The following is a 21,086-nucleotide window of genomic DNA, read 5'->3' on the forward strand; positions in this document are numbered from 1 at the left end:
ATTTAATATCACAACGCTAACATCAAATCACTTTCTCAATCTGGTAATTGTTGCGATCGGCGCTGTTGCGGGAAACCAGTTCGGCAATAAATCCGGTCAGAAACAGCTGTGTTCCCAAAATGATAGCCACCAACGCCAAAAAAAACAGAGGTTGGTCGGTGACGTTCCGGTAAGGACTTTGATTGGCTATGCTGATCAGTTTTTCAGCGATAAGCCACACGGCAATGATGAAGCCGGCCAGAAAACTCAACACGCCCATTGTACCGAAAAAATGCATCGGCCGCTTTCCGAATTTGCCGACGAAGAATATCGACAGCAAGTCCAGGAACCCCTTGATAAATCGCCCCGGTCCGAATTTCGTCTTCCCGTATTTCCGCGGGTAATGTTGCACGACCTGCTCATCAATACGCTTGAAGCCCGCCCATTTGGCAATAACGGGAATATAACGGTGCATCTCACCATACACCTCGATATTCTTCACCACGTCCTTCTTGTAAGCTTTCAGTCCGCAGTTGAAATCATGGAGATTATGGATACCTGACATCCCCCGGGTGACTGAATTGAACAGTTTGGTAGGAATGGTTTTACTTGGCGGATCATGGCGCTGCTTTTTCCAGCCTGATACCAAATCAAACCCCTCCATGGCAACTCTTCGGTATAATTCGGGGATTTCATCAGGACTGTCCTGTAGGTCGGCGTCCATGGTGATCACGACGTTGCCCTGCGCCGCCGCAAATCCAACATTGAGTGCTGCCGACTTGCCATAATTGCGCCTGAATTTGACACCGGTAATTCTCGCATTGACAGCTTTTAACTCCTCAATAACTTCCCAAGAGCCATCGATGCTGCCATCGTCTATCAATATAATTTCATAGCTGAACCGATGGTCGTCCATCACACGCTGTATCCAAGCCGTTAACTCGGGCAGCGACTCCGCTTCATTGTATAAAGGAATAACGACAGAAATATCCATATCCATAGTCATGCGACGTTGCAAACTTAGCTAAATCGCATGACATTATCGGCTACTCTTCATCGACCTGGGCAAATATGGGCGGATTCCGCTTGAAAATTGCCGCAAAAATCAGTGCACCGATAAAATACACAATGGCCGCGATGGCCAAGCCCTGAATGAGATCGACCAAGCTGGGATTCACCTGCTTTTCAATACTTTTCTCAGCTTCCTCGATCATCTTATCGATAACCTCCTGGTCTGAGCTAAAGGCCTCCGCCATCCGCGTGGTAGCGTTCAGCGATGCTTCCCGCATCATATTGGCATAATCCGGCTCTATCCATTTGGCAAAGGCTGTCGTAAACAGCGTATAGATCACGACCTGCACAAAGAACATCAGGAAGATATTCCCCAGCGCTTCCCGAAACGACCAATAACCGCCGATTTTTTTCCGAAGATCCAGCGTGAAATAGACCGCCAACCCGATTCCTACTGCAATGGAAATAAAGCCAAACACGGGACTGGCCAGTGTTGCCGGAGATGCGTAATACACCAATAGGAAAATAATGACGTTGATCGCCGCCCATATCAGCGCGTTGTTAACTGCAATTTTCCTGGGGTTAACTATTTCAGCTGTGTTTAGATTTGTTGTCATGGTTCTTTATTTTTGAATTAACGACTATAGGCTACCAGTAAATGATATACGGCCTTGTCAAACGCAGGATTTACACTCGCCGCAATATATTCCTCCCAGTCCTGTGCCGTGGGGCGCTGCTCATAGAAGAATCCCATCATGGGATAAAACAATTCAGCCAATTCCGTGTCCTGGGAGATTTTCGCAGCCACCTCGGCGATTTCGTCATAGGAACTATCCACGAGCAATTGGTTGGCAATGACTGGCTCGTAAATCCGATGCTCATCCTGGAATTCATCCTCATCCACCAACAAAAATTCTTTGAGGTAATCCTCCAGCTGCGGTTCGATAGCTTCATCTGCACATTCGCGCAAATAAAGCAGCAAATTCAACACTTCCGTTCCCCGGTCAATGGTCTGGTCTTCGATGGCTTCCCATTCGTCCGACTCCAGGTAGTCGCCCTCCAATTTTTCCACATCCGCAGCGAAAAAATTCATCAACAGTAAATCGAACGCGATCTCCCGCAGTTCTTCTAATTTGGGGTGGTCGTCAAACGCCTCATCCAATAGCGCAACCTTCTCCAGGTAGGGTACGTCTGCTTCAAACACGCCACTGAGCTGAGCCGATAGGCCATCAACGCCGACGCCCGCTATTTCGCCATAAGATTGTAGAGCTGCCTCAAGAGCCCGTTGTATGTGAAGATCCATAGTTAGTGCTGTGTGTTTACCATTTGACGCTTATTAACCGCCATTGTTACCTGGCCCGTTAATTCTTTTCCAAGCAACGGGCTGTTGCTTGACTTAGACCGGTTGGTACGCTGGTCAAAACGCCAGCGTCTTCCGGTATCAAGCAAAATAAAGTTTGCCATTGCCTGCTCTTGAAATTCCGGAATGGGCAATCCCAATATACGCCGAGGGCCAACAGCCAGTTTGTCTACGATCAAATCGACCGATAATCCGGCCTCCAAGGCGAGTGGCAGTACGGTTTGTAGACCAATGATTCCTTCTGCCGCAACCTGAAACTCGACCTGTTTGAACTCGACTTCATGAGGCGTATGCTGCGACACAATGGCGTCGATGGTACCATCTTCAAGCCCTTTGCGCAGCGCCATCACATCGGTATCCGTCCGCAACGGCGGGTTTACTTTGTAGTTGCTATCAAAACCGACGACCAATTCGTCCGTCATGATCAGGTGGTGCGCCGCCACATCACAGGTTACCCGGATACCGCTTGCCTTTGCGTTACGAATCAGGTTGACGCTCTCAGCGGTACTGATTGTCGTGAAGTGTATCGCCGCTTCATTGTATTCAGCGAGATGCAAATCGCGGGCAACCATCAGTTCTTCCGCCAGATTGGGGTTACCTTTCATTCCAAGGTAAGTACTGGTAACGCCTTCATTCATCTTCGCTCCACCAGCTACCGAAGCATCCTCGGGATACGATACTATCACGCCGTCAAAGCCCTTTGCATACAACAATGCCCTGCTCATCAGCCCTGCTTGCTGCACCGGTCTGTCGCCATCGCCGAAGGCGACGGCTCCCGCCAATTTCATGTCGTACAATTCAGCCAGTTCCTCCCCTTGCCTTTTTTTGCTGATGGCACCTATCGGAAATACATCAACCGGCAACGTCTTTGCCCTGTTTACAATCAATGCTACCTCCGACCGGCTGTGTACCGGAGGTTGCGTATTGGGATGAACGGCCACTCCCGTGAACCCTCCCGCAACTGCCGCTGCACACCCCGACAAGATATCTTCCTTGGTTTCCAGCCCCGGCTCCCCAAAATTGGCATTCATATCAAAAAAGCCAGGGGCAACGTATTGCCCACTTGCATCAACAACAAGCAGCTGGTCATGTTCAACCCCGATATGAGGCGCTATCTTGACGATTATCCCGTTTTCTACCAGGATATCCACTTCTTTACCATGAAAAGGTGAGTTGCGAAAGGCTACTTTGGCCGATTTGACAAGTAAGTTATCCATGTATATAAAAAGAAGAATAAGGCGTTAATAGGACAAGAAAGGCGATTTTCAAAGGAATTATGGCAACGAGCACATTCATTAAAAAACAAAAGTACAAAATTGACCGTATTGGCAAGGGTTTATTTTGAAATATTCGTTTTCCCCGGCAGTCAACTTCCCCATTCGTACCCGTTAGTTTCCAGCCCCGCCAACCCCAGTGCCCGATCCACCACCGTCGTAGCGAGTTCCTCAAAATTTGCCGGAAGGCTGTAAAAAGATGGACTCGCCGGACAAATGATGCCTCCTGCCTCGGTAACGGCGACCATATTACGCAAATGAACCAAGCTTAGCGGCGTTTCCCTTGGCAATAAGATGAGCCTGCGCCGTTCCTTCAGCATCACGTCCGCGGCACGGGTAGTCAAGTCAGACGAAGTACCCCCAGCGATGCGGGCCAATGTACCCATAGAACATGGGCATACGATCATCGTGTCAAACTTGGCTGAGCCCGATGCAAACGGGGCATAAAAGTCGTTTTTTTGGTAAAATGAAAAAGGATATTTGGCATAGTCCTCATTGTTCAACTCGAATTTCCAGACGTCCTTTGCATTATCGGACATGACGACGGCCACAGTTTCCAGCTGGGATTGGAGACGCGAAAGCTTATCAAGCAATACTTTGGCATAAATAGCACCACTTGCACCGGTGACGGCAACAATTATTTTTCTGGACATCCGCTTAAAATAATGGCCAAAGCTATAAAAAAATAGCCCAAGGTGATGACTTGGGCTCAAGAAAAATCGGATTAAAGCAATCTCATCGCGATCGGATTTCCTTCCGCATAAACGAAACGTAGGATAAGACGAAGCAAATGACCGTTGCCGCAATCAATCCTGTTAACTGCGGCCAAACAATCAGCAAGCTCTGCCCCAGGGGCAGTGGGCTCGGTATCGCCCCATAAGCCTGCTCCATCGTCAGCGGACCCAAGCTTCGTACCGAGGGACTCAACAACGTCGTCGTGGCATCCGTATACAGCTGGCTCGGGACGACACGCATTAAATTAAGCACAAACTGCTGGTGGCCTATCAGCTGTTGCGGAGACGCCATTTCCGAAGGCATCATCGCCCGGGCGACGAGATTCACGATGATCTGGTAAAACACCGTGAAGAACAGCCAGATAGCTATGGCCGTGAGTGCCGAAGTAGCAGCCTGCCGAAACCGAATAGACAAAAAGACAGACAGGTTGAGCCAAAAGGCTACATACAACACACTCAACAGCAAAAAAAACACAACCCTTAAAAACTCCTCAGCAGTGGGCGGTATCCCAATGATGACCATGCCAAACCCCATCACCAAAAAACCCAACGCGAAAAACATGACGCCAATGACTACAAATGCCGCCATAAACTTGGCATTAATCAGGTAATCGCGATGGATGGGTTGGGCCATGATGCGGCTCAACGTGCCCGAATTCTGTTCGGAATTAATTGCGTCAAAACCAAGGCCTATTCCCAATAGCGGGCCAAGAAACCCGATGAACACATGAAAGGGCGGCAACGAACCGTCTGACAACGTAAACAGCTTTAAGAAAAAGTAAGGATCGTCGGCATCATTAGCTTTTGCCGCTTCATCGACCAGGTTGGTTATCGACGTATAGAGCGAACCAAAACAGGTCAACAATATTAAGAAAAGCAATACGTTGAAACGCCAGCTGCGTACATGGTCAGCCACTTCTTTCTGGACAATCACCCAGAAAGGATGGGTAACGCCATTCATCCGCCTCTCCCTTACCCGCTCCAGGTAGCGGCTGGACGAGTCTGCCAACTTCGCCGCCCAGGGCCTGGTCTTCAACTGCCTGACGGCATTATGCAGTTTTTCCATATAGCTCCCCTCCTTCAAAGTATTTCGTGTAAATATCATCAAGCCCGTATTCTTTCATGTTGAGGCTCTTCAATCCAAACCCAGAATCGACAATTGTCTGCGCAACCAAGGTGGTCACATCTTGGGTACTTCCAATGTAAAACCGATTGCCGTCCACTCGTACGGATACCACTCCCCGCAATCCAAGCAACCGCGCCCTCAATCCCTCTGCCAGCGGCCTACCGTCGGTTGTTTCCGTCCGCTCAATACGGGCCTCGGTGCTGTAGGGTTCCTTATCGGAAAATAACGCCTTCGATAACTCAGCAATATTCCCCTGTGCAAGTAATTTTCCAGCCACGAAGATCCCTACCCTATCACAAACCTGCTGCACCTGATGCAGATGATGTGAAGAAAGCAATACCGTAATCCGTTCTTCGCGGCTGAGGGAAACGATCAAATCAAGAAATTCACGTACGCCTATCGGATCGATTCCCAGTGTTGGCTCGTCGAGAATAATGACCTCCGGATTTTTTACCAGCACATCGGCCAACCCTAAACGCTGACGCATACCACGGGAATATTTGCCCGCTTTTTTCGCGGATGCTTCGCGAAGCCCTACCCGATCAAGCAGCCTGTCTACCCGTTTCTCCGCCTCCCGCCAGGACAGCCGGTTGAGCCTGGCGGTATATAATAGGTTGTCGCGCCCGCTCAATTGTTCATAAAACCCGACGTCATCGGGCAAGTACCCCACTCGCCTTTTCACCTCGATTGGATTCACGGTGGAGTCGATGCCGCATACGCTTACTTTGCCGGATGTCGGCTCAGTAAGCCCAAGCATCATGAGGATAGTCGTCGATTTACCGGCGCCATTTGGCCCCAGCAAGCCAAATACCTCACCTTTCGTAATGGAAAGGTCGAGACGATCTACCGCCGTAAAATCGCCATACTTCTTGGTTAGCCCCTTCAGCTCAATAATGGTGTCGCTCACGGCTTACCTCCTTCCGTATTTGCGGAACAAATAGTACACGCCACCCGCGGCGCCGAGGATAATCAATATGCCCAGCCAGCCCCAAAGCAAGGGCGTGCGGACCGCCATCCGGAAGGATGCCGTGGCTGACTTCTCGGGGGTCTTAGCCTCCATATTGACTACGTAATCACCGGCGATAGCTTTTCTGCTGGCGTTGATTGTCGCAAAAACCTGTGCATGTTGCCCCGGTGCAATCACATCAATTTTACTGGGCTCAAACTGTACGGTCCAATCCACTGGCGCAGAAGCTTTCATTTCGATGTTTTTCAGCGGTGCCGATCCCGTATTTTTGACCAGCATCTCCACTTTTTTATTGCTGCCTGCGGTGATGTTCGTGCTCAACCTTCCGGAAGGTGTGGTCAGTTCCAAACTATACGAGCCGGTAATTACCACCTCAAGTTCCAGGTTGGATGACATTCCGCTTGCGGAAGCCACGACAGGAATTTTGTACTTTCCTGCGCCAAGGTGATCGGGTGGATCCAGTTCGATGGTGATATTCTGCGTTTGATTCGGCCCCACATTAACCGATGACACCTGCTTGCCATTGGCCCGGAAAAGCGCATTCCAGCCCTGCGGGACCTGGGCCCTCAGCCCATAGACCTGCTCCTCACTGGATGGGTTCCGCAGTGTAGCGTTGAATGTGAAGGTCGAGTTTGCCGCTCCCTCCATATTGGCCTGGTCGGTATTAAACTCTGACTTAAAGCTACCCTGCTCCGACACCACCACCGTCAGCGGCAATTGGCTCATTCCTTTGGCAACCACTTGAAAACGGTAGGTGCCCTTATCTACTTTATATGGCACCTGTACCTTGAATGAGAAGTTCTTTTTTTCCTTAGGCAGTACGGCAAGCTGTTCCACCGACCATCCACCGGATTTGAGCTCATAAGACCATCCTTCGGGAAGGCCAACAACAGCAATCTCAGCGCTTCTGACGCTGCCGCCGTTGTTGATGACGTCGACGGAATAATCAATGGACTCGCCAGGCGGGACGGAAATTTTCGTGTAGGGAGTATAAAGCGTAACACCTTGTGCCACAGCTTTTTTACAAACCAATTGAATCGGAATTACTCCACAAAAACAGAAAAATAAAAGAAAGATTTTAGGTAAAGTATTGGCACGTGCTAACATAAAAAACTAACTATTAATTTAGAATGATAAACAGTACGCGCGCAAAAATAGAAATTCACCAAAATATCAAAAATATTTTTTACATTTTTTAACATTTGGCTTCAGCGGGTGTATGAGAGACATCCATTTGCTCAAATTCAAAATTATCGTGCTGCCGATTTAAGCCTCGCATGAAGACAAAAAAAAGGGCCGAATAATAGAATATTCGACCCTACATCTACCTATGAAAAACATGCCCTTTGGGAGGGCATTACAAAAGTACAGCTAAGAATGAGGATCCAAAACAAATAACGTGTTAAAAAACGTTTTTGTAGATGTAATACTACAAGAAATGACTACAAGACGTCCTATACCTTGTTTTTGATGGCGGTGAAGCGGCGATTAGACACCTTTTATAGGCGACGATTCGTGCAGGTTTAATATTTTTTTAGTTAATTCGTCCCTGAATTTTAATTGTAGATTTATCCAAACTGAAAACATGAGCCTTAGTCAACTCGAAGAATACATCGAAACGGGCAATAGCCTAGCCATTGACAATTTGCTACGTAGCGACCCAAGCTTAGGCAAACAAAAAACCAGTCACGATATATCCCCTCTGTTATTGGCCTGTTATTACAACAAACCTCAAATTGTCAGTGTTCTATTGAGACATATTGATGAATTGACCATCCACGAAGCTGCGGCAGCCAATCTTTTGGAGCAGGTACAGGCGATGATTGATGACAACCCACATTTATTGGATGAAGTCTCGGATCATGGCTTTACCCCGCTGGGACTCGCCACACACTTTGGAAACGAAAATGTCGTGCGGTATCTTCTGGCGAAAGGCGCCGATCCCAATATACAATCCCACAACGGTTACAATGTATATCCCCTCCATGCGGCCATCAGTTCGGGGTTTGACAACATTGCCAAAATGCTGATTGAAGCAGGTGCCGAGGTAAACGTTTTCCAGGCATCGCGGATCAGCCCGCTCCATTTGGCTTCCCAGACCGGCAACATCGATCTGATCATCCTGTTGTTGGAAAATGGTGCACTTATCGAGGTCAAAAATGATATGGGCAAGACCGCATCAGACTTAGCGGCGGAGAAAGGGCATGTCGAAATCGCTAATATTTTAAAAGTCTAAACGTCCCAAAGCCTATGGCGCATACGTTTGATGTAATTCCGAAAATCCAGCACTATCCCGGCTAAAAAGTAGAAGATGATCGGAAATCCTACAGCCAGGAAGGAAGTGTAAATAAAAAACAAGCGAAGCTTGGATATGGAAATACCTAAACGTTCGCCGATATAGGTGCATACGCCAAATGAACGTTGTTCAAAAAAGAGAAGAATCCGCTTTACCATCACGCATCGTTTTAATCAATTGTAAGCCTACCCCGCAATCCAAGCATTTTTTCCTATCGCAATAATATGCTTTCATTTGTAACAAAGCCTGCGAATCAGCGGCTTGTTCCGCATGCACGCCCAGCGCCGAAAAACGCCTGATAACAGCATTATCCTCGGCTTTCAGGTGCTCCAACAGGGCAATAGCCCGGTAAAGATACGCTTCTTTACCAATATATTTACCATAAGCAAATAAAATACCAGTTATCGCATTAATTAGCAACACATCGATAGCCTGCGCCCCCAATTGGTTGCTGTGTGCGGGCGCCGGCGTATCAAACCGGTAATGGCGCTGCCAATAAGGGTGCACGGGCAGCTTATCAAACCATGCTTTCAACACCGCTACTTCTTTGTTGTCAATAATGGCAGAAAATAAATGTACGGCATATTGGCAAAGTGCGGCAAACTGCGCGATACGCATGGTGGGAAAATTCGCGGGGCGGATACGCATAAATTTCCATACGGTCGCATCGACCGGCGTTAATGCATGGAGCTTCCGCAGGTAGCCATATTCTTGCTGCAGCATCCGCGGATAATCGTCGCTGAAATTAACACGTTCAAGCATACCGGCCTGACCGAAGAACAACGCTTCCACCGCGGCCGGATGATCCTTGTGTTTAGCGACTACGCCGCGCGGCAAGCTACGGGCAAGCTGTTCGAAAGCTTGCGCATTCACCTTGAATCCGAAGCTCCGCGCCATCCAGATGTAGCAGGTCTCTTCCCAGTCTCCTTTTTGTTGGGTGAGTAGATCAAAGACGGCAGAAACCCGCCGTTCCAGACGTTCGATTACCAGCCGGGACAGCCATTGGGACAACTGGAATGACGGTACGGCATGAATGCGCCGCTCACAAGGTATCCAATGCCTACCGGCCATCAGCTCCCGGTATCGGCCCAGAATATTTTTCGGCACCAACGGCCCCAGTTCGAGGGTTTCGGGAGGGATGCCATCCTCGCGTTTTATAGCCCGGTCATATTCATAGACGACATGCAAAATTACATTGTTATACGCCCTGTCAAACTGGTGGCGATGAACATCCCAATCAGAAGCCCGTACGTGTATCTCCACGTTCCCCGCCCACTCGGTATCGCCAATTCGTATGCGCGCGCCAAGAAAATCAGGACCAGCATCCCGGTTGTACATTCCAGCATCTAATACCGTAACAGTTTTTCCCGATACCGTAAGGACATGCCGCGTACTGTAAAGGCGATATCTCCAAACGAAATGTAATATGTCTTCTGGCAAGGTCATTCCTTTCGGCTTTAGGTAATGTATGCCAAAGATAAAAGTTTCAGCGAAAAGCCCAAATTTTTAGCGCATGGTAGGCGCGCTTAGCAGCCCGTTCAATAGTAATCAAACCAAGACACGACATCCGTCTGTTTAAGTGCCAACTTAGCCTGCTGATCACAATCCCGGATAATCTTGCCATTTTCCATTTGGATAAGCCGTGTCCCGTAACGTAGAGCCTCAGCAATATTATGTGTCACAAGCAATGCCGTGAGGTTATTTTCGCGAACAATGCGATCAGCGATTCCCATGACTTCCCGTGCTGACCGGGGATCCAGTGCGGCGGTAGGCTCATCGAGCAAAAGGATATCCACGTCTGCCATCGTTGTCATCAGCAGGGTAAGCGCCTGTCGCTGCCCACCACTCAATGTGCCCATAGGTTGGGCAAGCTTGTGTTCTAATCCCATCCCCAGTGTCTCCACTTTTTCGGCAACGGAACGCTTAAATGCAGCGTCTGCCCCGAGTTTCAGCCATTTGGGCACCCGGCGCAATGCCGCCATCCGGAAATTGTCGAGAATACTCAATGACGATGCCGTACCGGTCAACGGGTTTTGAAAGACACGTGCTATCCATTGGCTCCGCCGATAATCAGGCAGCCGCTGGATTTCCCGGTCATTAAGCAATACTTTGCCCCTATCCGCATATATACTGCCTGCAATCAAGTTGAGTAACGTGCTTTTCCCTGATCCGTTGGCCCCCACAAGCACCGTAAAACTTCCTGCTTCCAATCGAAGCGTCGTATCCTGTACCGCGATGACTTCGGTCGCTTTCCCCGGATTAAACACTTTTGTGATACGTTGAAGCTGCAGCATATTTACCCCGTTTTAACGTCTACCGAACTGCATGACACTACCTACACGTGGCAGTGCTACGATAAGCAACACCAATAATGCCGTTGTCAGCTTCAGCAGGTTGGCGTCTACCCCTGCACTTAGCGCAATGGCTAATATGGATTGGAAGATCATCACACCCAAGAGCACACAGCCCAGCATCGCCGGAATCGCCCTGATTTTCAAAAAATTCATCAGTGTATCGCCGATAATGACAGCTCCCAATCCGCTGATGACAATCCCAATCCCCATATTGATGTCTGTGAATCCCTGAAACTGGGCCATCAGCGAACCGCTCCATGCAACCAACGCATTTGCAATTGCCAGACCATATACCTTCATCCGAGCCGGGTTTACACCCTGCGCTCGAATCATCGGCTCGCTATCTCCGGTTGCCCGCATAGCGATACCAAAGTCACTGCGCAGCAGGTAGCTCATACAAAAAAACAGGATGGCCGACCCCACCGAAAGGACAGCAAGCGCATTATGGTCTGCATCTGCAAACACCCTGAATGCTGCAAATAAATCCTGATAGCCGATCAACGGCTTATTGGATCGTCCCAGCAGTACCAGGTTGACCGAGTAAAGCGCCGTCATCACCAATATACCGGCCAAAAGCGCATGGATACGCAGCCGGGTATGGATCCACGCCGTCCAGCTTCCTGCCACCGCGCCACCTAACATGGCCAACAGCAAGGTAACCAGAGGTGAAAAGCCATTGGCTAATCCCACGGCCGTAATGACCGCGCCTAATGTATAACTTCCATCCGCCGTAATATCGGGTATATTGAATATCTTCATTGAAAGAAACAATCCGATGACCAGCGGACCAAGACAGAGGGCTTGGATAATTGCGGCAAGGTAAAAGTCCATCAGCGGTGCAGATTGCGATAGTAAACGTCCAGTTTATCGGGGCCGATAACTTGATGCCCCGCCCCCGCGGCATGCAACACCGGCGCGGCAATTCCCGAACCCCAGGCCGTCCGTGACGTAAATACACGGGCCTCGTCCCACAGTCCGGCCTGAATGAATAAATCGAGCGTTTTCCGCCCGCCTTCCACGATGAGCGACTGAACATCCATCAGGTACAGCTGATAGGCAATTTTCTGGGGCAAGTACCAATCAAAGTCTTCCAGCTCGATATGTTTGATATTTGCCGCCCAATCCGATTTTACAGCGTTAAAAACAATGGTTTCAGCCCTACCATCAAATACCTTTGCATCCTCCGGCACGGCGAGGTGCTTGTCGATGAGCACACGCCTGGGGTTTTTGCCCTGCCATTCGCGCACGGTCAGCTGCGGATTGTCTACCAGCGCTGTCTTCGCGCCTACCAATATCGCATCTTCCTCGCTCCGCCAGCGATGCACAAGCTGCTTAGCCCCCGGTCCTGTAATCCATCGCTGCGTGCCATCAGGGGGGGCCATATACCCGTCGGCGGTTTGTGCCCATTTCAGTATGATGTAAGGGCGTTGCTGCACTACCCGGGTGGTAAACCGCCGGTTTAGCCAAAGTGCCTCCTCAGCAAGCACACCTTCGACTACGTCTACGCCCGCATCTTTCAGGATACGAATACCCGCGCCATTGACCTTCTCAAACGGATCGCGGCAGGCAATTACCACCCGCCCCACGCGGTATTCGGCCAGCAGCCTCGCACAGGGCGGGGTTTTGCCGTGGTGCGCACAGGGTTCCAGGCTGACATACATCGTCGCTTGGTGCAGCAATTCCGTTGCTTGGTCGCCGTAGTGGCTTAGCACTTCTTCAATGACCAACGCTTCGGCATGCGCCCCCCCAAACCTCCGGTGATAATTTTCGGCAATGATACGTCCTTGGGAGACCAACAGGGCTCCAACCATGGGATTGGGACTTACCGATCCGATCCCCAACTGAGCCAATTCCAAACAACGCCTCATGTAACGTTCGTGCTCCTGCATGGTGCAAACTTAATTAAAATTGTCCGTTTCCGGATACGCGGTCTGTCGCGGCAGAGTATCGATGGCGCCGTTGCGGAATAGTTCTCGTTCGCTACTTCCATACCTTTTCTTTACCCTCCCGCTACCCCCGGGGTAAAGAAACGGTATAGAAAGGGTATAGAATGGGTAAAGAAACGGTATGGAATGGGTATAGAATCGGTAAAGAAAGGGTATAGAATCGGTATAGAAACGGTATGGAAAGGGTATGGAAAGGGTATGGAAAGGGTATGGAAAGGGTATACAAGAAGTATGGGAAAGGTAAGCAAACCGTATGGAAAGGGTAAGCCAGGTTCAGCCATTCGGTAACGAATCGGTAACAAACCGGTATTGTTTTGCCAAACCGAAAGTATGCTGTATGTTTGTGCTTATGCACCCCGTTGCCTACATCGAACAGCGATTTGTGAATGAGCTGGCGTCGCTCTACGATGCTGGCGAAGCCCGGCAGCTCTATTCCCTGCTGCTTGAAGAACGATTGGGGTGGTCCCGGCGGGATTACCTGATCCGCAAGCACGAGCATCTGCCTGAGCAGGACGTAGACTGGCTGCTGGATACACTATCGTCCTTGAAAAAGGCCATGCCAATCCAATACATCCTTGGATACGCGTGGTTTATGGGGATGAGGCTGGCAGTCAATGAATCCGTTTTAATTCCGCGCCCCGAAACCGAAGAACTCGTGCACTTAATCATCAGCGGGCACCAAGCGGCCGGCTCGATGCCTCGGCGTATCATTGACATCGGCACAGGCAGCGGCTGCATCAGCATTGCACTGAAAAAAGCCTTCCCTGATTCCTCCGTTTATGCGCTTGACATTTCGGCGGCGGCCCTACGGGTTGCCAAGCAAAATGCCGATGCTCAATCGGCAGCCATCAACTTTATCAACGCTGACGTGCTGGAATGGGACGTCATTTTTCAGGAAGGACAGGTATTCGACATCGTCGTAAGCAATCCGCCCTATATCACGGCGAACGAACAACACGACATGCACCCCAATGTGCTGTCGCACGAGCCTCATCAGGCGCTTTTTGTGGACACAAGTACGCCGCTGTTGTTTTATGAACACATCGCCGCATTCGCACAGAAACATTTGCACCCAAACGGCGACCTATATTTCGAGATTAACCGCAGCTACGGCCAAGCAGTGTGCGACCTGCTCTATAAAAAAGGGTTCCAGCATGTTTCCTTGCATCAGGATATGCAGCAGGCCGACCGAATGATCCACGCTACAATGAGCAATAACTAACCATTTACCACATGACACATAACACATTCATCCTCTTTCTGGCCGCAGCCACAGCAGTCATATCTTCCTGCGACGGGGTCAAGCAGGCCGACCTCATCGTGCATAACGCCGTCGTTTATACCGTTGACTCGTCGTTCGCCACTGCAGAAGCTTTTGCCGTGCGCAATGGCGAATTTATTGCCGTAGGCACCAATGACGAGATACGCTCTGCTTACAAAGCCAAGGAGACCATTGACGCACAGGGTCTGCCTGTATATCCCGGATTTTACGATGCACACGCTCACTTCTTTGGTTATGCAGAGACCCTTGGACAAGTGGACCTGACCGGCGCCTCCTCGTTCGACGAAATCATCGATCGCCTCAAAACGTTCCGGGCCTCCCATCCTGAAGCATCGTGGCTGCGCGGCCGCGGATGGGATCAAAACCGATGGGAAACCAAGGCCTTTCCGGATAGGAGTAAACTCGATGAAGCATTCCCGGATGTACCGGTATACCTTGTACGGATCGATGGACACGCAGCCGTGGCCAATGGCAAGGCCCTTGAGTTGGCGGGTATCACCGGGCCCACCGTTGTTGAAGGCGGCTTGGTGGAAGAAAAGAACGGCCGTCTTACCGGCATACTGGTAGACAACGCCATGAAACTGTTGGCAGCAGCTATTCCTGAGCCGTCTACACAAGAGCTCATTCAGCTATTGCAGGAGGCCGAAGCAAACTGTGTCGCCGTTGGCCTTACCACGGTGAGCGACGCTGGTCTTGATCGGCGCACCATCGTTTTTCTGGATAGCCTGTACAAAAATGGATTGCTGCGTATACGGAACAACGCGATGATTAGCCTCACGGAAGAAAATCTGAGCCACTACCTGGCCGAAGGCCCCTATGTAAGCGAACGGCTCATGGCACATACCTTCAAAATATTAGCTGACGGTGCACTGGGCTCCCGCGGCGCCTGTCTGCTCCGCCCCTACGCGGATGCTGCCACAACGGGCTTTTTATTGTTCAGCCCTCAAACAATTGATTCAGCCATTGCGCGCATTGTGGACAGCAAATTCCAGGTAGCTACCCATGCCATTGGCGATTCCACCAACCGTCTAATACTGGACATCTACGGCAAATACCTCAAAGGGAAGAACAATCGCCGCTGGCGCATCGAACACGCGCAGATCGTAGCCCCGGACGATTTCGACAAGTTCGGTAAGTATTCGGTTATTCCTTCCGTACAACCCACGCATGCCACTTCAGATATGTACTGGGCCGCCGATCGAATTGGTTCAGCGCGCATCAAGGGGGCTTATGCATATAAGCAACTGCTCGACGAAACGGGACGGCTTGCATTGGGCAGCGACTTCCCCGTGGAGAGCATCAATCCGATCTGGGGCTTCCATGCTGCCGTGGCACGTACGGATGCGAGCGGCTACCCCGCAGGAGGCTTCCAACCGGAGAATGCCATCAATCGAGAAGCCGCATTGCGTGGCATGACCACTTGGGCCGCCTATACCGCCTTTGAAGAAGACACCAGAGGAAGCATCGAAGTGGGCAAGAAGGCCGATTTTGTCCGGTTGGAGAAAGACATTATGACCGTTCCGGTAGCGGAATTACGCGACATTACGGTTTTGCAAACCGTTATTGCAGGAGAAATCGTGTATGAAAAAGACAATGAATAATTCGCGGTATATTTTTGCGAAAACCTTAATTACTGAAACAAAGGCGGTTATTATTTCATAAAAATTATCTGCAATTTATTTTGGACGATACAATCGATAATCCTATCTTTGCACCACTTTCCAGAAAAGGAAAGCGCTCTTAAAAAAGATGATTCCGTAGCTCAGCTGGTAGAGCAATACACTTTTAATGTATGGGTCCTGGGTTCGAATCCCAGCGGGATCACTTCTTGGGACAAGTCTAAAAACGATAGACTTGTCCCATTTTTTTACCCTGTAACTTACTGTTATTCTGATAGATAAGAGCAATCGCAGAATTTAGTCTCGGAGTTCGATGTTGTGTTCCGTCAAATTCCAAAAAATCGGGGAACATCGAACTCACTATAAGCCTTTTTTCCTCAATATCGCCGTTTTCATAGCGTCTATCAATGTTTGCGACCTTTTTTAAGGTAGATGCGACCAAATCCTTAATCTCTGTTCCGACCACTGCCAAATCATTTAATCTTCGTTCCAAAACCTCAATCTTTCCTTTGGTCAATTTCTTTACCTCTTGGAAATCATCGTCTGCCATTTCTCCATCCGCATTCTTTAAAAGTGCATTTTGATAGCGTTTATTCAACGCATCAATCTCACCTATGATATTTGTGCGTTCGGTGTTTTGGGCTTTGGTTTTGTTATTAAAGTCTTTTATAAAGGCTTCAATAAAAACATCAACCATACCCTCTTTTGGCGACATATACCGCAGTTGTTTTAAGAAAGCCTCGTTAGCCGTGTCTGCTTTGAACCGTGTTCCGCAGGGGAACTACAATGATAGTAATAATAGTAGTTTCCCATCTTTCCCTTTGAAGCACTTCCTGTGAGCATCCTATTACAATTAGGGTTAGGGCATTTAATAAACCCTCTAAGCGGTAGATTGTCCATAGCCACGATTTTAGGCTTTACAACCCTCTTTCTCCCATCGAGAATATCCTGCACATCAGCAAAGGTCTTTTCGCTGATTAAAGGCTCGTGTTGTCCTTTGACAAAACATCCCTTTTCCTCTTTGTAGGGAGGTATGAATATTTTGCCACAGTACAATGGGTTTCGCATGGCTACCCAAAAATTGTTCTTACTGAATCGCCCCTTTCCAGGAAACACAGAAATAATATTGCATTTTGTCATTTGGCAAATCGTCATACCAAACCATTTAATAATTTTGTACTATGGAAGAATTTATAAATTACCTGTTGCAGTTCGGTAATTTGAACAAACAGCAGATAGACTTGATTACAAGCAAGGCGACAGAAATAGAACTCAAAAAAGACGAATATTATTGGGAAGCGGGAAAAACAGTTAGACAGGTTGGGTTTCTTACGGACGGTGTTATTCGTGTTTTTTATTACAACAACAAAGGTGAAGAAATTACACGCTATTTTATTGAGGAAAACCATTTGATTTTATCGGGAAACACAGTTGATGAAGTTTTTACGCCTTCCGAATATCTGTCTGCCATTACCGATTGCAAATTGGTTGTTTTTTCAAAACAAAATTGGAAAGACCTTTCCGCAACGATTATTGGTTGGGATAGCATTATTCAAAAAATAATCACTAAACATCACGGCGAAAAAATTGCAAGAAGAAGCGAATTGGTTTCGCAGGACGGAACAGAACGCTACCTTGACTTTATCGAGAAGTTTCCAACATTGGTAAATCGTGTGCCTTTGTCATACATCGCTTCCTATTTGGGCATTACGCAATCATCTTTAAGCAGAATAAGAAAGAATATCCGCTAAAATCACTTTTTGCCAAATGGCAAATGGTTTCATTTTTTATTGAGCCAATTTTGTACTAACAAATTTTAAAATCAAAAAAGATGAACAAAAGAAAATTAGGAAACAGCGGATTGGAAGTATCTGTATTGGGTTTTGGGTGTATGGGATTAAGTTTTCCGAATGCACCTACAAAGGAAGACAGCATAAAGTTAATACGTTCGGCAGTTGAACACGGAGTCACTTTCTTTGACACGGCGCAAGGTTATGGAGAAAACGAACTCTTGGTAGGCGAAGCACTTGAACCATTGCGTAATGAAGTTGTGATTGCTACAAAATTCGGTTTCAAAGACGGGGATGGGAGATTGGGATTAGACAGTAGTCCCGAAAACATAAAAGCCGTTGCCGAAGCGTCTTTGAAAAGGTTGCGGACAGACGTAATTGATTTGTTTTATCAGCACAGGTTCGACCCGAATGTTCCTATTGAAGACGTTGCAGGTGCTGTAAAAGACCTGATAAAAGAGGGAAAAGTAAAACATTTTGGTTTGTGTGAAGTAAATGCAGAAACCATTCGCAAAGCAAACGCCGTTTTGCCTGTAACCGCTTTGCAAAGCGAATACTCAATGTTTTATCGTGAGCCCGAAGATAAAATTATTCCGACATTGGAAGAATTAGGTATTGGTTTTGTGCCTTTTAGTCCATTGGGCAAAGGATTTTTGACAGGAACAATAAACGCAGATGTGGAATTGGATAAAACCGATGCAAGAAATATGTCGCCACGTTTCAGCAAAGAAAATAGGGAAGCCAACCAAGCATTAGTTGATTTGGTTGTTTCCATTGCGAAAGACAAAAACGCTACACCTGCACAAATTGCATTAGGTTGGTTATTGGCTCAAAAACTTTTCATCGTTCCAATTCCGGGAACATCAAAATTACACCGCTTACAAGAAAACATTGGTGCGACAAATGTTTCATTAACCAATGACGAGTTGAGCAAAATAAATGCAGCATTGGCGACAATTAAAATTGTAGGCGAACGCTACCCTGCACAGGTTCAACAAAAATTAGGCAAATAAATATACCGTATGCTTCTTTTCTATGCCATACTTATTGTCGCTTTGGACTTTTATGTTTTCTTCGCATTGCGTGGGTCGAGCATCCCCTTTGCGAAGAAAATATGGTTTGGATGGCTGTGGTGGGGGTATAGCATCATGCTCCTAATCGGGTTATTCACTGCACTTCGCTCCGATTTTCCGTTTGCTTACCGTTCCGGTATTGTGATTACATTTATCATTACGACCATGTGTAAATTTAGCTATGGACTGGTCTTGGTTACTGACGACATTAGGCGTGGAGGCGTGTGGATTTCCCGTTTTCTCTTTCCAAAAAAAGAAAAAGAAACTCCCTCTCCCCAACTTATCGGAGACAAGCAGAGGCATGTAATCACACGTTCCGATTTTTTGCTCAAGTCGGGATTGGTCGTGGCTTCGTTGCCGTTCTTTGGGCTATCGTGGGGTGTAATTTCGGGTGCATACGATTATAGGATTCGTCGGCAAAAGCTGTACCTGCCTAATCTTCCACAAACCTTTCATGGTATGACCATTGCACAGATTTCGGATGTGCATTCGGGTTCGTTTTACAATAAAAAAGCGGTATCAGGTGGGATAGAGTTATTGATGGGGGAAAAACCGGATATGATTTTTTTTACGGGCGACTTGGTCAATCACCTTGCTTCGGAGATGTGGGACTATCAAGATTTGTTTTCCAAGTTGAAAGCCGATTTAGGGGTATTCTCGGTACTCGGAAACCATGACTATGGCGATTACCATTTCGGTTACGGGGATTCTCCCGAAAAGCACCGAAACCTCAAAAACCTCGTTGGCACACATAAGGTCATGGGATGGGATTTGCTTCGCAACGAGAACCGCAAGGTCAAAGTGGATAACGAAACTATTTCCATCGTGGGAGTAGAAAACTGGGGTACGAGGAACTTTTCGAATAGAGGGAATATTCAAAAGGCATTACTCGGAACCGAGGAAGAAGCAGTAAAACTACTCCTGTCACACGACCCATCGCATTGGCGTGAACAGGTATTAGATACGGATGTTGATGCAATGTTTGCCGGACATACACATGGGATGCAGTTTGGTGTGCGGAGCGAACACTTCCAATGGAGTCCTGTGCAATACATTTACAAAGAATGGGCAGGGCTTTATTCGGAGGGAAACAAGCAGCTATATGTTAATGCTGGTTTTGGATTTCTTGGATATCCCGGTCGTGTGGGTATACTTCCAGAAATCACCATCTTTGAATTGCAGAAAGGCAGTGTTTAGCTATTCTTTATTAAAAAAATAGCGTGTAGATGATGGGTAGCCCTGTCATCTCTCTAAAATTATAAACGAGGAATTGGATAATGCCTAAACACAACAGATTTAGGCATTTCTAATAAAATAGCAATTAAAATAATTGGATGGATAAATTTTACAATGAAACACTTTCTAAACTGGAAACCTCAATCACCGAAACTGGAATAGATTGATTGCTCTGTACAACGAATAGAGGCTGTTATACACGTAATTGTACAATTCTTGTCCGAAGTAAAGGAATATGTCTTGAAAAGAGGGTTTAAGAATGTGAATGAAGAAATCCGTTTTTTCAAATATCAGAAACCTGCTATTTTAGCAAAACTCATTTACTACAACGCCATTTATAAAATCGAGACAAAGAAGCCCTACAGAGCAAAGCCCATAAGGAAATACCTCAACAAAGAACTGAAAAAGCTAAATAGGTTCTTTGACAACAACCTCGATTTTTATAAGTATTATCGTAGCAATAATTCGTTCCTTGACGAAAGTTTTTTTGTTCGTGGCAACCACGATATAAAGCTATGGTAGGACACCTATTATTTCCAGTCTGATCAGTCCTTTTCCACCTCACATGATTACAAGGTCGCCAAGATAATAGCCAATGATTTGATACAGGTTTACATCGAAGACCAGTTGTATAACAAATTCCAAAAAGATAAATCGAAAACCCAAAAGAAGCTGAAATGGACAGGTAGCAAAGTAGCCTTGATAGAACTGATTTATGCCCTGCACTATCAAAATGTATTTGACAACGGGAACAACGATATAAGGGAAGTAGCCCAATACTTTGAAAGCACATTTGATATTGATTTGGGCAATTTTTATCAGACTTATTTGGAGTTGAGAAACCGAAAGATGAACCGCACAAAATTCCTTGATGCGCTTCGGGAGGAACTTATCAAGAAAATGGACGAGCAGGACGAAAAGTAGGATTTGGGCGTGCCACCGTCGTATCCGCCCGACCAAGTACATCTTTATTGATTAATTGATCCGCTGTAGTTTTACGGGCTAAATATTATTGATATGAAAGAGCGTAGAGACTACA

At 47.6% G+C, this 21,086-nt stretch carries 21 protein-coding genes, 1 tRNA gene and 1 pseudogene; 8 read left to right on the forward strand and 15 right to left on the reverse strand.

The genetic code is table 11. The annotated features are described in order from the left end of the window. Window positions 1–22: 22 nt before the first annotated feature. The 8 genes from B5X72_RS18105 to B5X72_RS18140 form a co-directional block, all read right to left on the reverse strand. On the reverse strand, window positions 23–973 hold the full coding sequence (locus B5X72_RS18105; protein WP_079718363.1) for a glycosyltransferase family 2 protein: 951 nt from the start codon (window positions 971–973) through the stop codon (window positions 23–25). Window positions 974–1,025: 52 nt separating this feature from the next. Further along, window positions 1,026–1,607 (reverse strand): DUF4199 domain-containing protein, encoded by a 582-nt coding sequence (locus tag B5X72_RS18110; RefSeq protein WP_079718331.1) that lies wholly within the window; start codon window positions 1,605–1,607, stop codon window positions 1,026–1,028. Between the two features lie 17 nt (window positions 1,608–1,624). Next, window positions 1,625–2,293: a hypothetical protein gene (locus B5X72_RS18115; protein WP_079718332.1), complete on the reverse strand. Its 669-nt coding sequence runs from the start codon at window positions 2,291–2,293 to the stop codon at window positions 1,625–1,627. 2 nt (window positions 2,294–2,295) lie between these two features. After that, a complete protein-coding gene (locus B5X72_RS18120; RefSeq protein ID WP_079718333.1) occupies window positions 2,296–3,567 on the reverse strand; it encodes a dihydroorotase in 1,272 nt (423 codons plus the stop codon). Between the two features lie 149 nt (window positions 3,568–3,716). Continuing rightward, window positions 3,717–4,277: a UbiX family flavin prenyltransferase gene (locus B5X72_RS18125; RefSeq protein ID WP_079718334.1), complete on the reverse strand. Its 561-nt coding sequence runs from the start codon at window positions 4,275–4,277 to the stop codon at window positions 3,717–3,719. An 82-nt stretch (window positions 4,278–4,359) separates the two neighbouring features. Beyond that, window positions 4,360–5,463 carry an ABC transporter permease gene (locus B5X72_RS18130; protein WP_245827006.1) on the reverse strand — a complete coding sequence of 368 codons (1,104 nt, stop codon included), beginning with the start codon at window positions 5,461–5,463 and terminating at the stop codon, window positions 4,360–4,362. Continuing rightward, on the reverse strand, window positions 5,408–6,391 hold the full coding sequence (locus tag B5X72_RS18135) for an ABC transporter ATP-binding protein (RefSeq protein WP_079718335.1): 984 nt from the start codon (window positions 6,389–6,391) through the stop codon (window positions 5,408–5,410). The genes B5X72_RS18130 and B5X72_RS18135 overlap by 56 nt, the downstream gene beginning before the upstream one ends. Before the next feature lie 3 nt (window positions 6,392–6,394). Further along, window positions 6,395–7,465 carry a COG1470 family protein gene (locus tag B5X72_RS18140; RefSeq protein WP_245827008.1) on the reverse strand — a complete coding sequence of 357 codons (1,071 nt, stop codon included), beginning with the start codon at window positions 7,463–7,465 and terminating at the stop codon, window positions 6,395–6,397. A gap of 571 nt (window positions 7,466–8,036) precedes the next feature. Between B5X72_RS18140 and B5X72_RS18145 the strand changes: the two genes are divergently transcribed. Then, on the forward strand, window positions 8,037–8,687 hold the full coding sequence (locus B5X72_RS18145; protein ID WP_079718337.1) for an ankyrin repeat domain-containing protein: 651 nt from the start codon (window positions 8,037–8,039) through the stop codon (window positions 8,685–8,687). Here B5X72_RS18145 and B5X72_RS21070 read toward each other — a convergent pair. From B5X72_RS21070 to ribD, 5 genes are all read right to left on the reverse strand, one after another. After that, window positions 8,684–8,905 (reverse strand): PspC domain-containing protein, encoded by a 222-nt coding sequence (locus B5X72_RS21070; protein ID WP_079718338.1) that lies wholly within the window; start codon window positions 8,903–8,905, stop codon window positions 8,684–8,686. The genes B5X72_RS18145 and B5X72_RS21070 overlap by 4 nt on opposite strands. Beyond that, window positions 8,877–10,193 (reverse strand): DUF2851 family protein, encoded by a 1,317-nt coding sequence (locus B5X72_RS18155; RefSeq protein WP_079718339.1) that lies wholly within the window; start codon window positions 10,191–10,193, stop codon window positions 8,877–8,879. Before B5X72_RS18155 ends, B5X72_RS21070 begins: the two co-directional genes overlap by 29 nt. A 92-nt stretch (window positions 10,194–10,285) precedes the next feature. Then, the gene (locus B5X72_RS18160; protein WP_079718340.1) at window positions 10,286–11,041 is read right to left on the reverse strand and encodes an ABC transporter ATP-binding protein; all 756 of its coding nucleotides are present in this window, start codon (window positions 11,039–11,041) and stop codon (window positions 10,286–10,288) included. A 12-nt stretch (window positions 11,042–11,053) separates the two neighbouring features. Beyond that, a complete protein-coding gene (locus B5X72_RS18165) occupies window positions 11,054–11,932 on the reverse strand; it encodes an ABC transporter permease (RefSeq protein WP_079718341.1) in 879 nt (292 codons plus the stop codon). Beyond that, a complete protein-coding gene (gene ribD / locus B5X72_RS18170) occupies window positions 11,932–12,990 on the reverse strand; it encodes a bifunctional diaminohydroxyphosphoribosylaminopyrimidine deaminase/5-amino-6-(5-phosphoribosylamino)uracil reductase RibD (RefSeq protein ID WP_079718342.1) in 1,059 nt (352 codons plus the stop codon). Before ribD ends, B5X72_RS18165 begins: the two co-directional genes overlap by 1 nt. 310 nt (window positions 12,991–13,300) lie before the next feature. Between ribD and prmC the strand changes: the two genes are divergently transcribed. From prmC to B5X72_RS18185, 3 genes are all read left to right on the forward strand, one after another. Continuing rightward, entirely contained in the window at window positions 13,301–14,269 is a 969-nt protein-coding gene (gene prmC / locus B5X72_RS18175; RefSeq protein WP_233632474.1) for a peptide chain release factor N(5)-glutamine methyltransferase, read from the forward strand. A gap of 11 nt (window positions 14,270–14,280) precedes the next feature. Then, window positions 14,281–15,930 (forward strand): amidohydrolase, encoded by a 1,650-nt coding sequence (locus B5X72_RS18180; protein WP_079718343.1) that lies wholly within the window; start codon window positions 14,281–14,283, stop codon window positions 15,928–15,930. 150 nt (window positions 15,931–16,080) lie between these two features. Further along, window positions 16,081–16,153, forward strand: a tRNA-Lys gene (locus B5X72_RS18185). A gap of 15 nt (window positions 16,154–16,168) precedes the next feature. Here the strand turns inward: B5X72_RS18185 and B5X72_RS21075 are convergent. Together B5X72_RS21075 and B5X72_RS21080 are read right to left on the reverse strand one after the other, a co-directional pair. Beyond that, window positions 16,169–16,663, reverse strand: coding sequence for a hypothetical protein (locus B5X72_RS21075; protein WP_245827009.1), 495 nt, complete (start codon window positions 16,661–16,663; stop codon window positions 16,169–16,171). Window positions 16,664–16,677: 14 nt separating this feature from the next. Next, window positions 16,678–17,103 carry a recombinase family protein gene (locus B5X72_RS21080; RefSeq protein ID WP_317043126.1) on the reverse strand — a complete coding sequence of 142 codons (426 nt, stop codon included), beginning with the start codon at window positions 17,101–17,103 and terminating at the stop codon, window positions 16,678–16,680. Window positions 17,104–17,129: 26 nt separating this feature from the next. On the opposite strand from B5X72_RS21080, the gene B5X72_RS18195 reads away from it, so the two are divergent. From B5X72_RS18195 to B5X72_RS18210, 4 genes and pseudogenes are all read left to right on the forward strand, one after another. Continuing rightward, entirely contained in the window at window positions 17,130–17,699 is a 570-nt protein-coding gene (locus tag B5X72_RS18195) for a Crp/Fnr family transcriptional regulator (protein ID WP_079718344.1), read from the forward strand. A gap of 80 nt (window positions 17,700–17,779) precedes the next feature. Further along, a complete protein-coding gene (locus tag B5X72_RS18200) occupies window positions 17,780–18,751 on the forward strand; it encodes an aldo/keto reductase (protein ID WP_013407623.1) in 972 nt (323 codons plus the stop codon). Window positions 18,752–18,760: 9 nt separating this feature from the next. Further along, a complete protein-coding gene (locus tag B5X72_RS18205) occupies window positions 18,761–20,008 on the forward strand; it encodes a metallophosphoesterase (RefSeq protein WP_079718345.1) in 1,248 nt (415 codons plus the stop codon). A 300-nt stretch (window positions 20,009–20,308) separates the two neighbouring features. Further along, a pseudogene (locus B5X72_RS18210) lies at window positions 20,309–20,971 on the forward strand (RteC domain-containing protein). Window positions 20,972–21,086 lie beyond the last annotated feature (115 nt).

Source organism: Parapedobacter luteus, from assembly GCF_900168055.1.
Taxonomy (GTDB): domain Bacteria; phylum Bacteroidota; class Bacteroidia; order Sphingobacteriales; family Sphingobacteriaceae; genus Parapedobacter; species Parapedobacter luteus.

Excerpts from the sequence above, each read along its gene's own strand:
- B5X72_RS18195 (WP_079718344.1), top strand. The coding sequence starts at position 17,130 with ATGGAAGAATTTATAAATTACCTGTTGCAGTTCGGTAATTTGAACAAA.
- B5X72_RS21075 (WP_245827009.1), bottom strand. The coding sequence starts at position 16,663 with ATGTCGCCAAAAGAGGGTATGGTTGATGTTTTTATTGAAGCCTTTATA.
- B5X72_RS18130 (WP_245827006.1), bottom strand. The coding sequence starts at position 5,463 with ATGATATTTACACGAAATACTTTGAAGGAGGGGAGCTATATGGAAAAA.
- B5X72_RS18205 (WP_079718345.1), top strand. The coding sequence starts at position 18,761 with ATGCTTCTTTTCTATGCCATACTTATTGTCGCTTTGGACTTTTATGTT.
- B5X72_RS21080 (WP_317043126.1), bottom strand. The coding sequence starts at position 17,103 with ATGACGATTTGCCAAATGACAAAATGCAATATTATTTCTGTGTTTCCT.
- B5X72_RS18200 (WP_013407623.1), top strand. The coding sequence starts at position 17,780 with ATGAACAAAAGAAAATTAGGAAACAGCGGATTGGAAGTATCTGTATTG.
- B5X72_RS18155 (WP_079718339.1), bottom strand. The coding sequence starts at position 10,193 with ATGACCTTGCCAGAAGACATATTACATTTCGTTTGGAGATATCGCCTT.
- B5X72_RS18180 (WP_079718343.1), top strand. The coding sequence starts at position 14,281 with ATGACACATAACACATTCATCCTCTTTCTGGCCGCAGCCACAGCAGTC.
- B5X72_RS18120 (WP_079718333.1), bottom strand. The coding sequence starts at position 3,567 with ATGGATAACTTACTTGTCAAATCGGCCAAAGTAGCCTTTCGCAACTCA.
- ribD (WP_079718342.1), bottom strand. The coding sequence starts at position 12,990 with ATGCAGGAGCACGAACGTTACATGAGGCGTTGTTTGGAATTGGCTCAG.
- prmC (WP_233632474.1), top strand. The coding sequence starts at position 13,301 with ATGGAAAGGGTAAGCCAGGTTCAGCCATTCGGTAACGAATCGGTAACA.
- B5X72_RS18165 (WP_079718341.1), bottom strand. The coding sequence starts at position 11,932 with ATGGACTTTTACCTTGCCGCAATTATCCAAGCCCTCTGTCTTGGTCCG.
- B5X72_RS18105 (WP_079718363.1), bottom strand. The coding sequence starts at position 973 with ATGGATATTTCTGTCGTTATTCCTTTATACAATGAAGCGGAGTCGCTG.
- B5X72_RS18125 (WP_079718334.1), bottom strand. The coding sequence starts at position 4,277 with ATGTCCAGAAAAATAATTGTTGCCGTCACCGGTGCAAGTGGTGCTATT.
- B5X72_RS18145 (WP_079718337.1), top strand. The coding sequence starts at position 8,037 with ATGAGCCTTAGTCAACTCGAAGAATACATCGAAACGGGCAATAGCCTA.
- B5X72_RS18160 (WP_079718340.1), bottom strand. The coding sequence starts at position 11,041 with ATGCTGCAGCTTCAACGTATCACAAAAGTGTTTAATCCGGGGAAAGCG.
- B5X72_RS21070 (WP_079718338.1), bottom strand. The coding sequence starts at position 8,905 with ATGGTAAAGCGGATTCTTCTCTTTTTTGAACAACGTTCATTTGGCGTA.
- B5X72_RS18115 (WP_079718332.1), bottom strand. The coding sequence starts at position 2,293 with ATGGATCTTCACATACAACGGGCTCTTGAGGCAGCTCTACAATCTTAT.
- B5X72_RS18110 (WP_079718331.1), bottom strand. The coding sequence starts at position 1,607 with ATGACAACAAATCTAAACACAGCTGAAATAGTTAACCCCAGGAAAATT.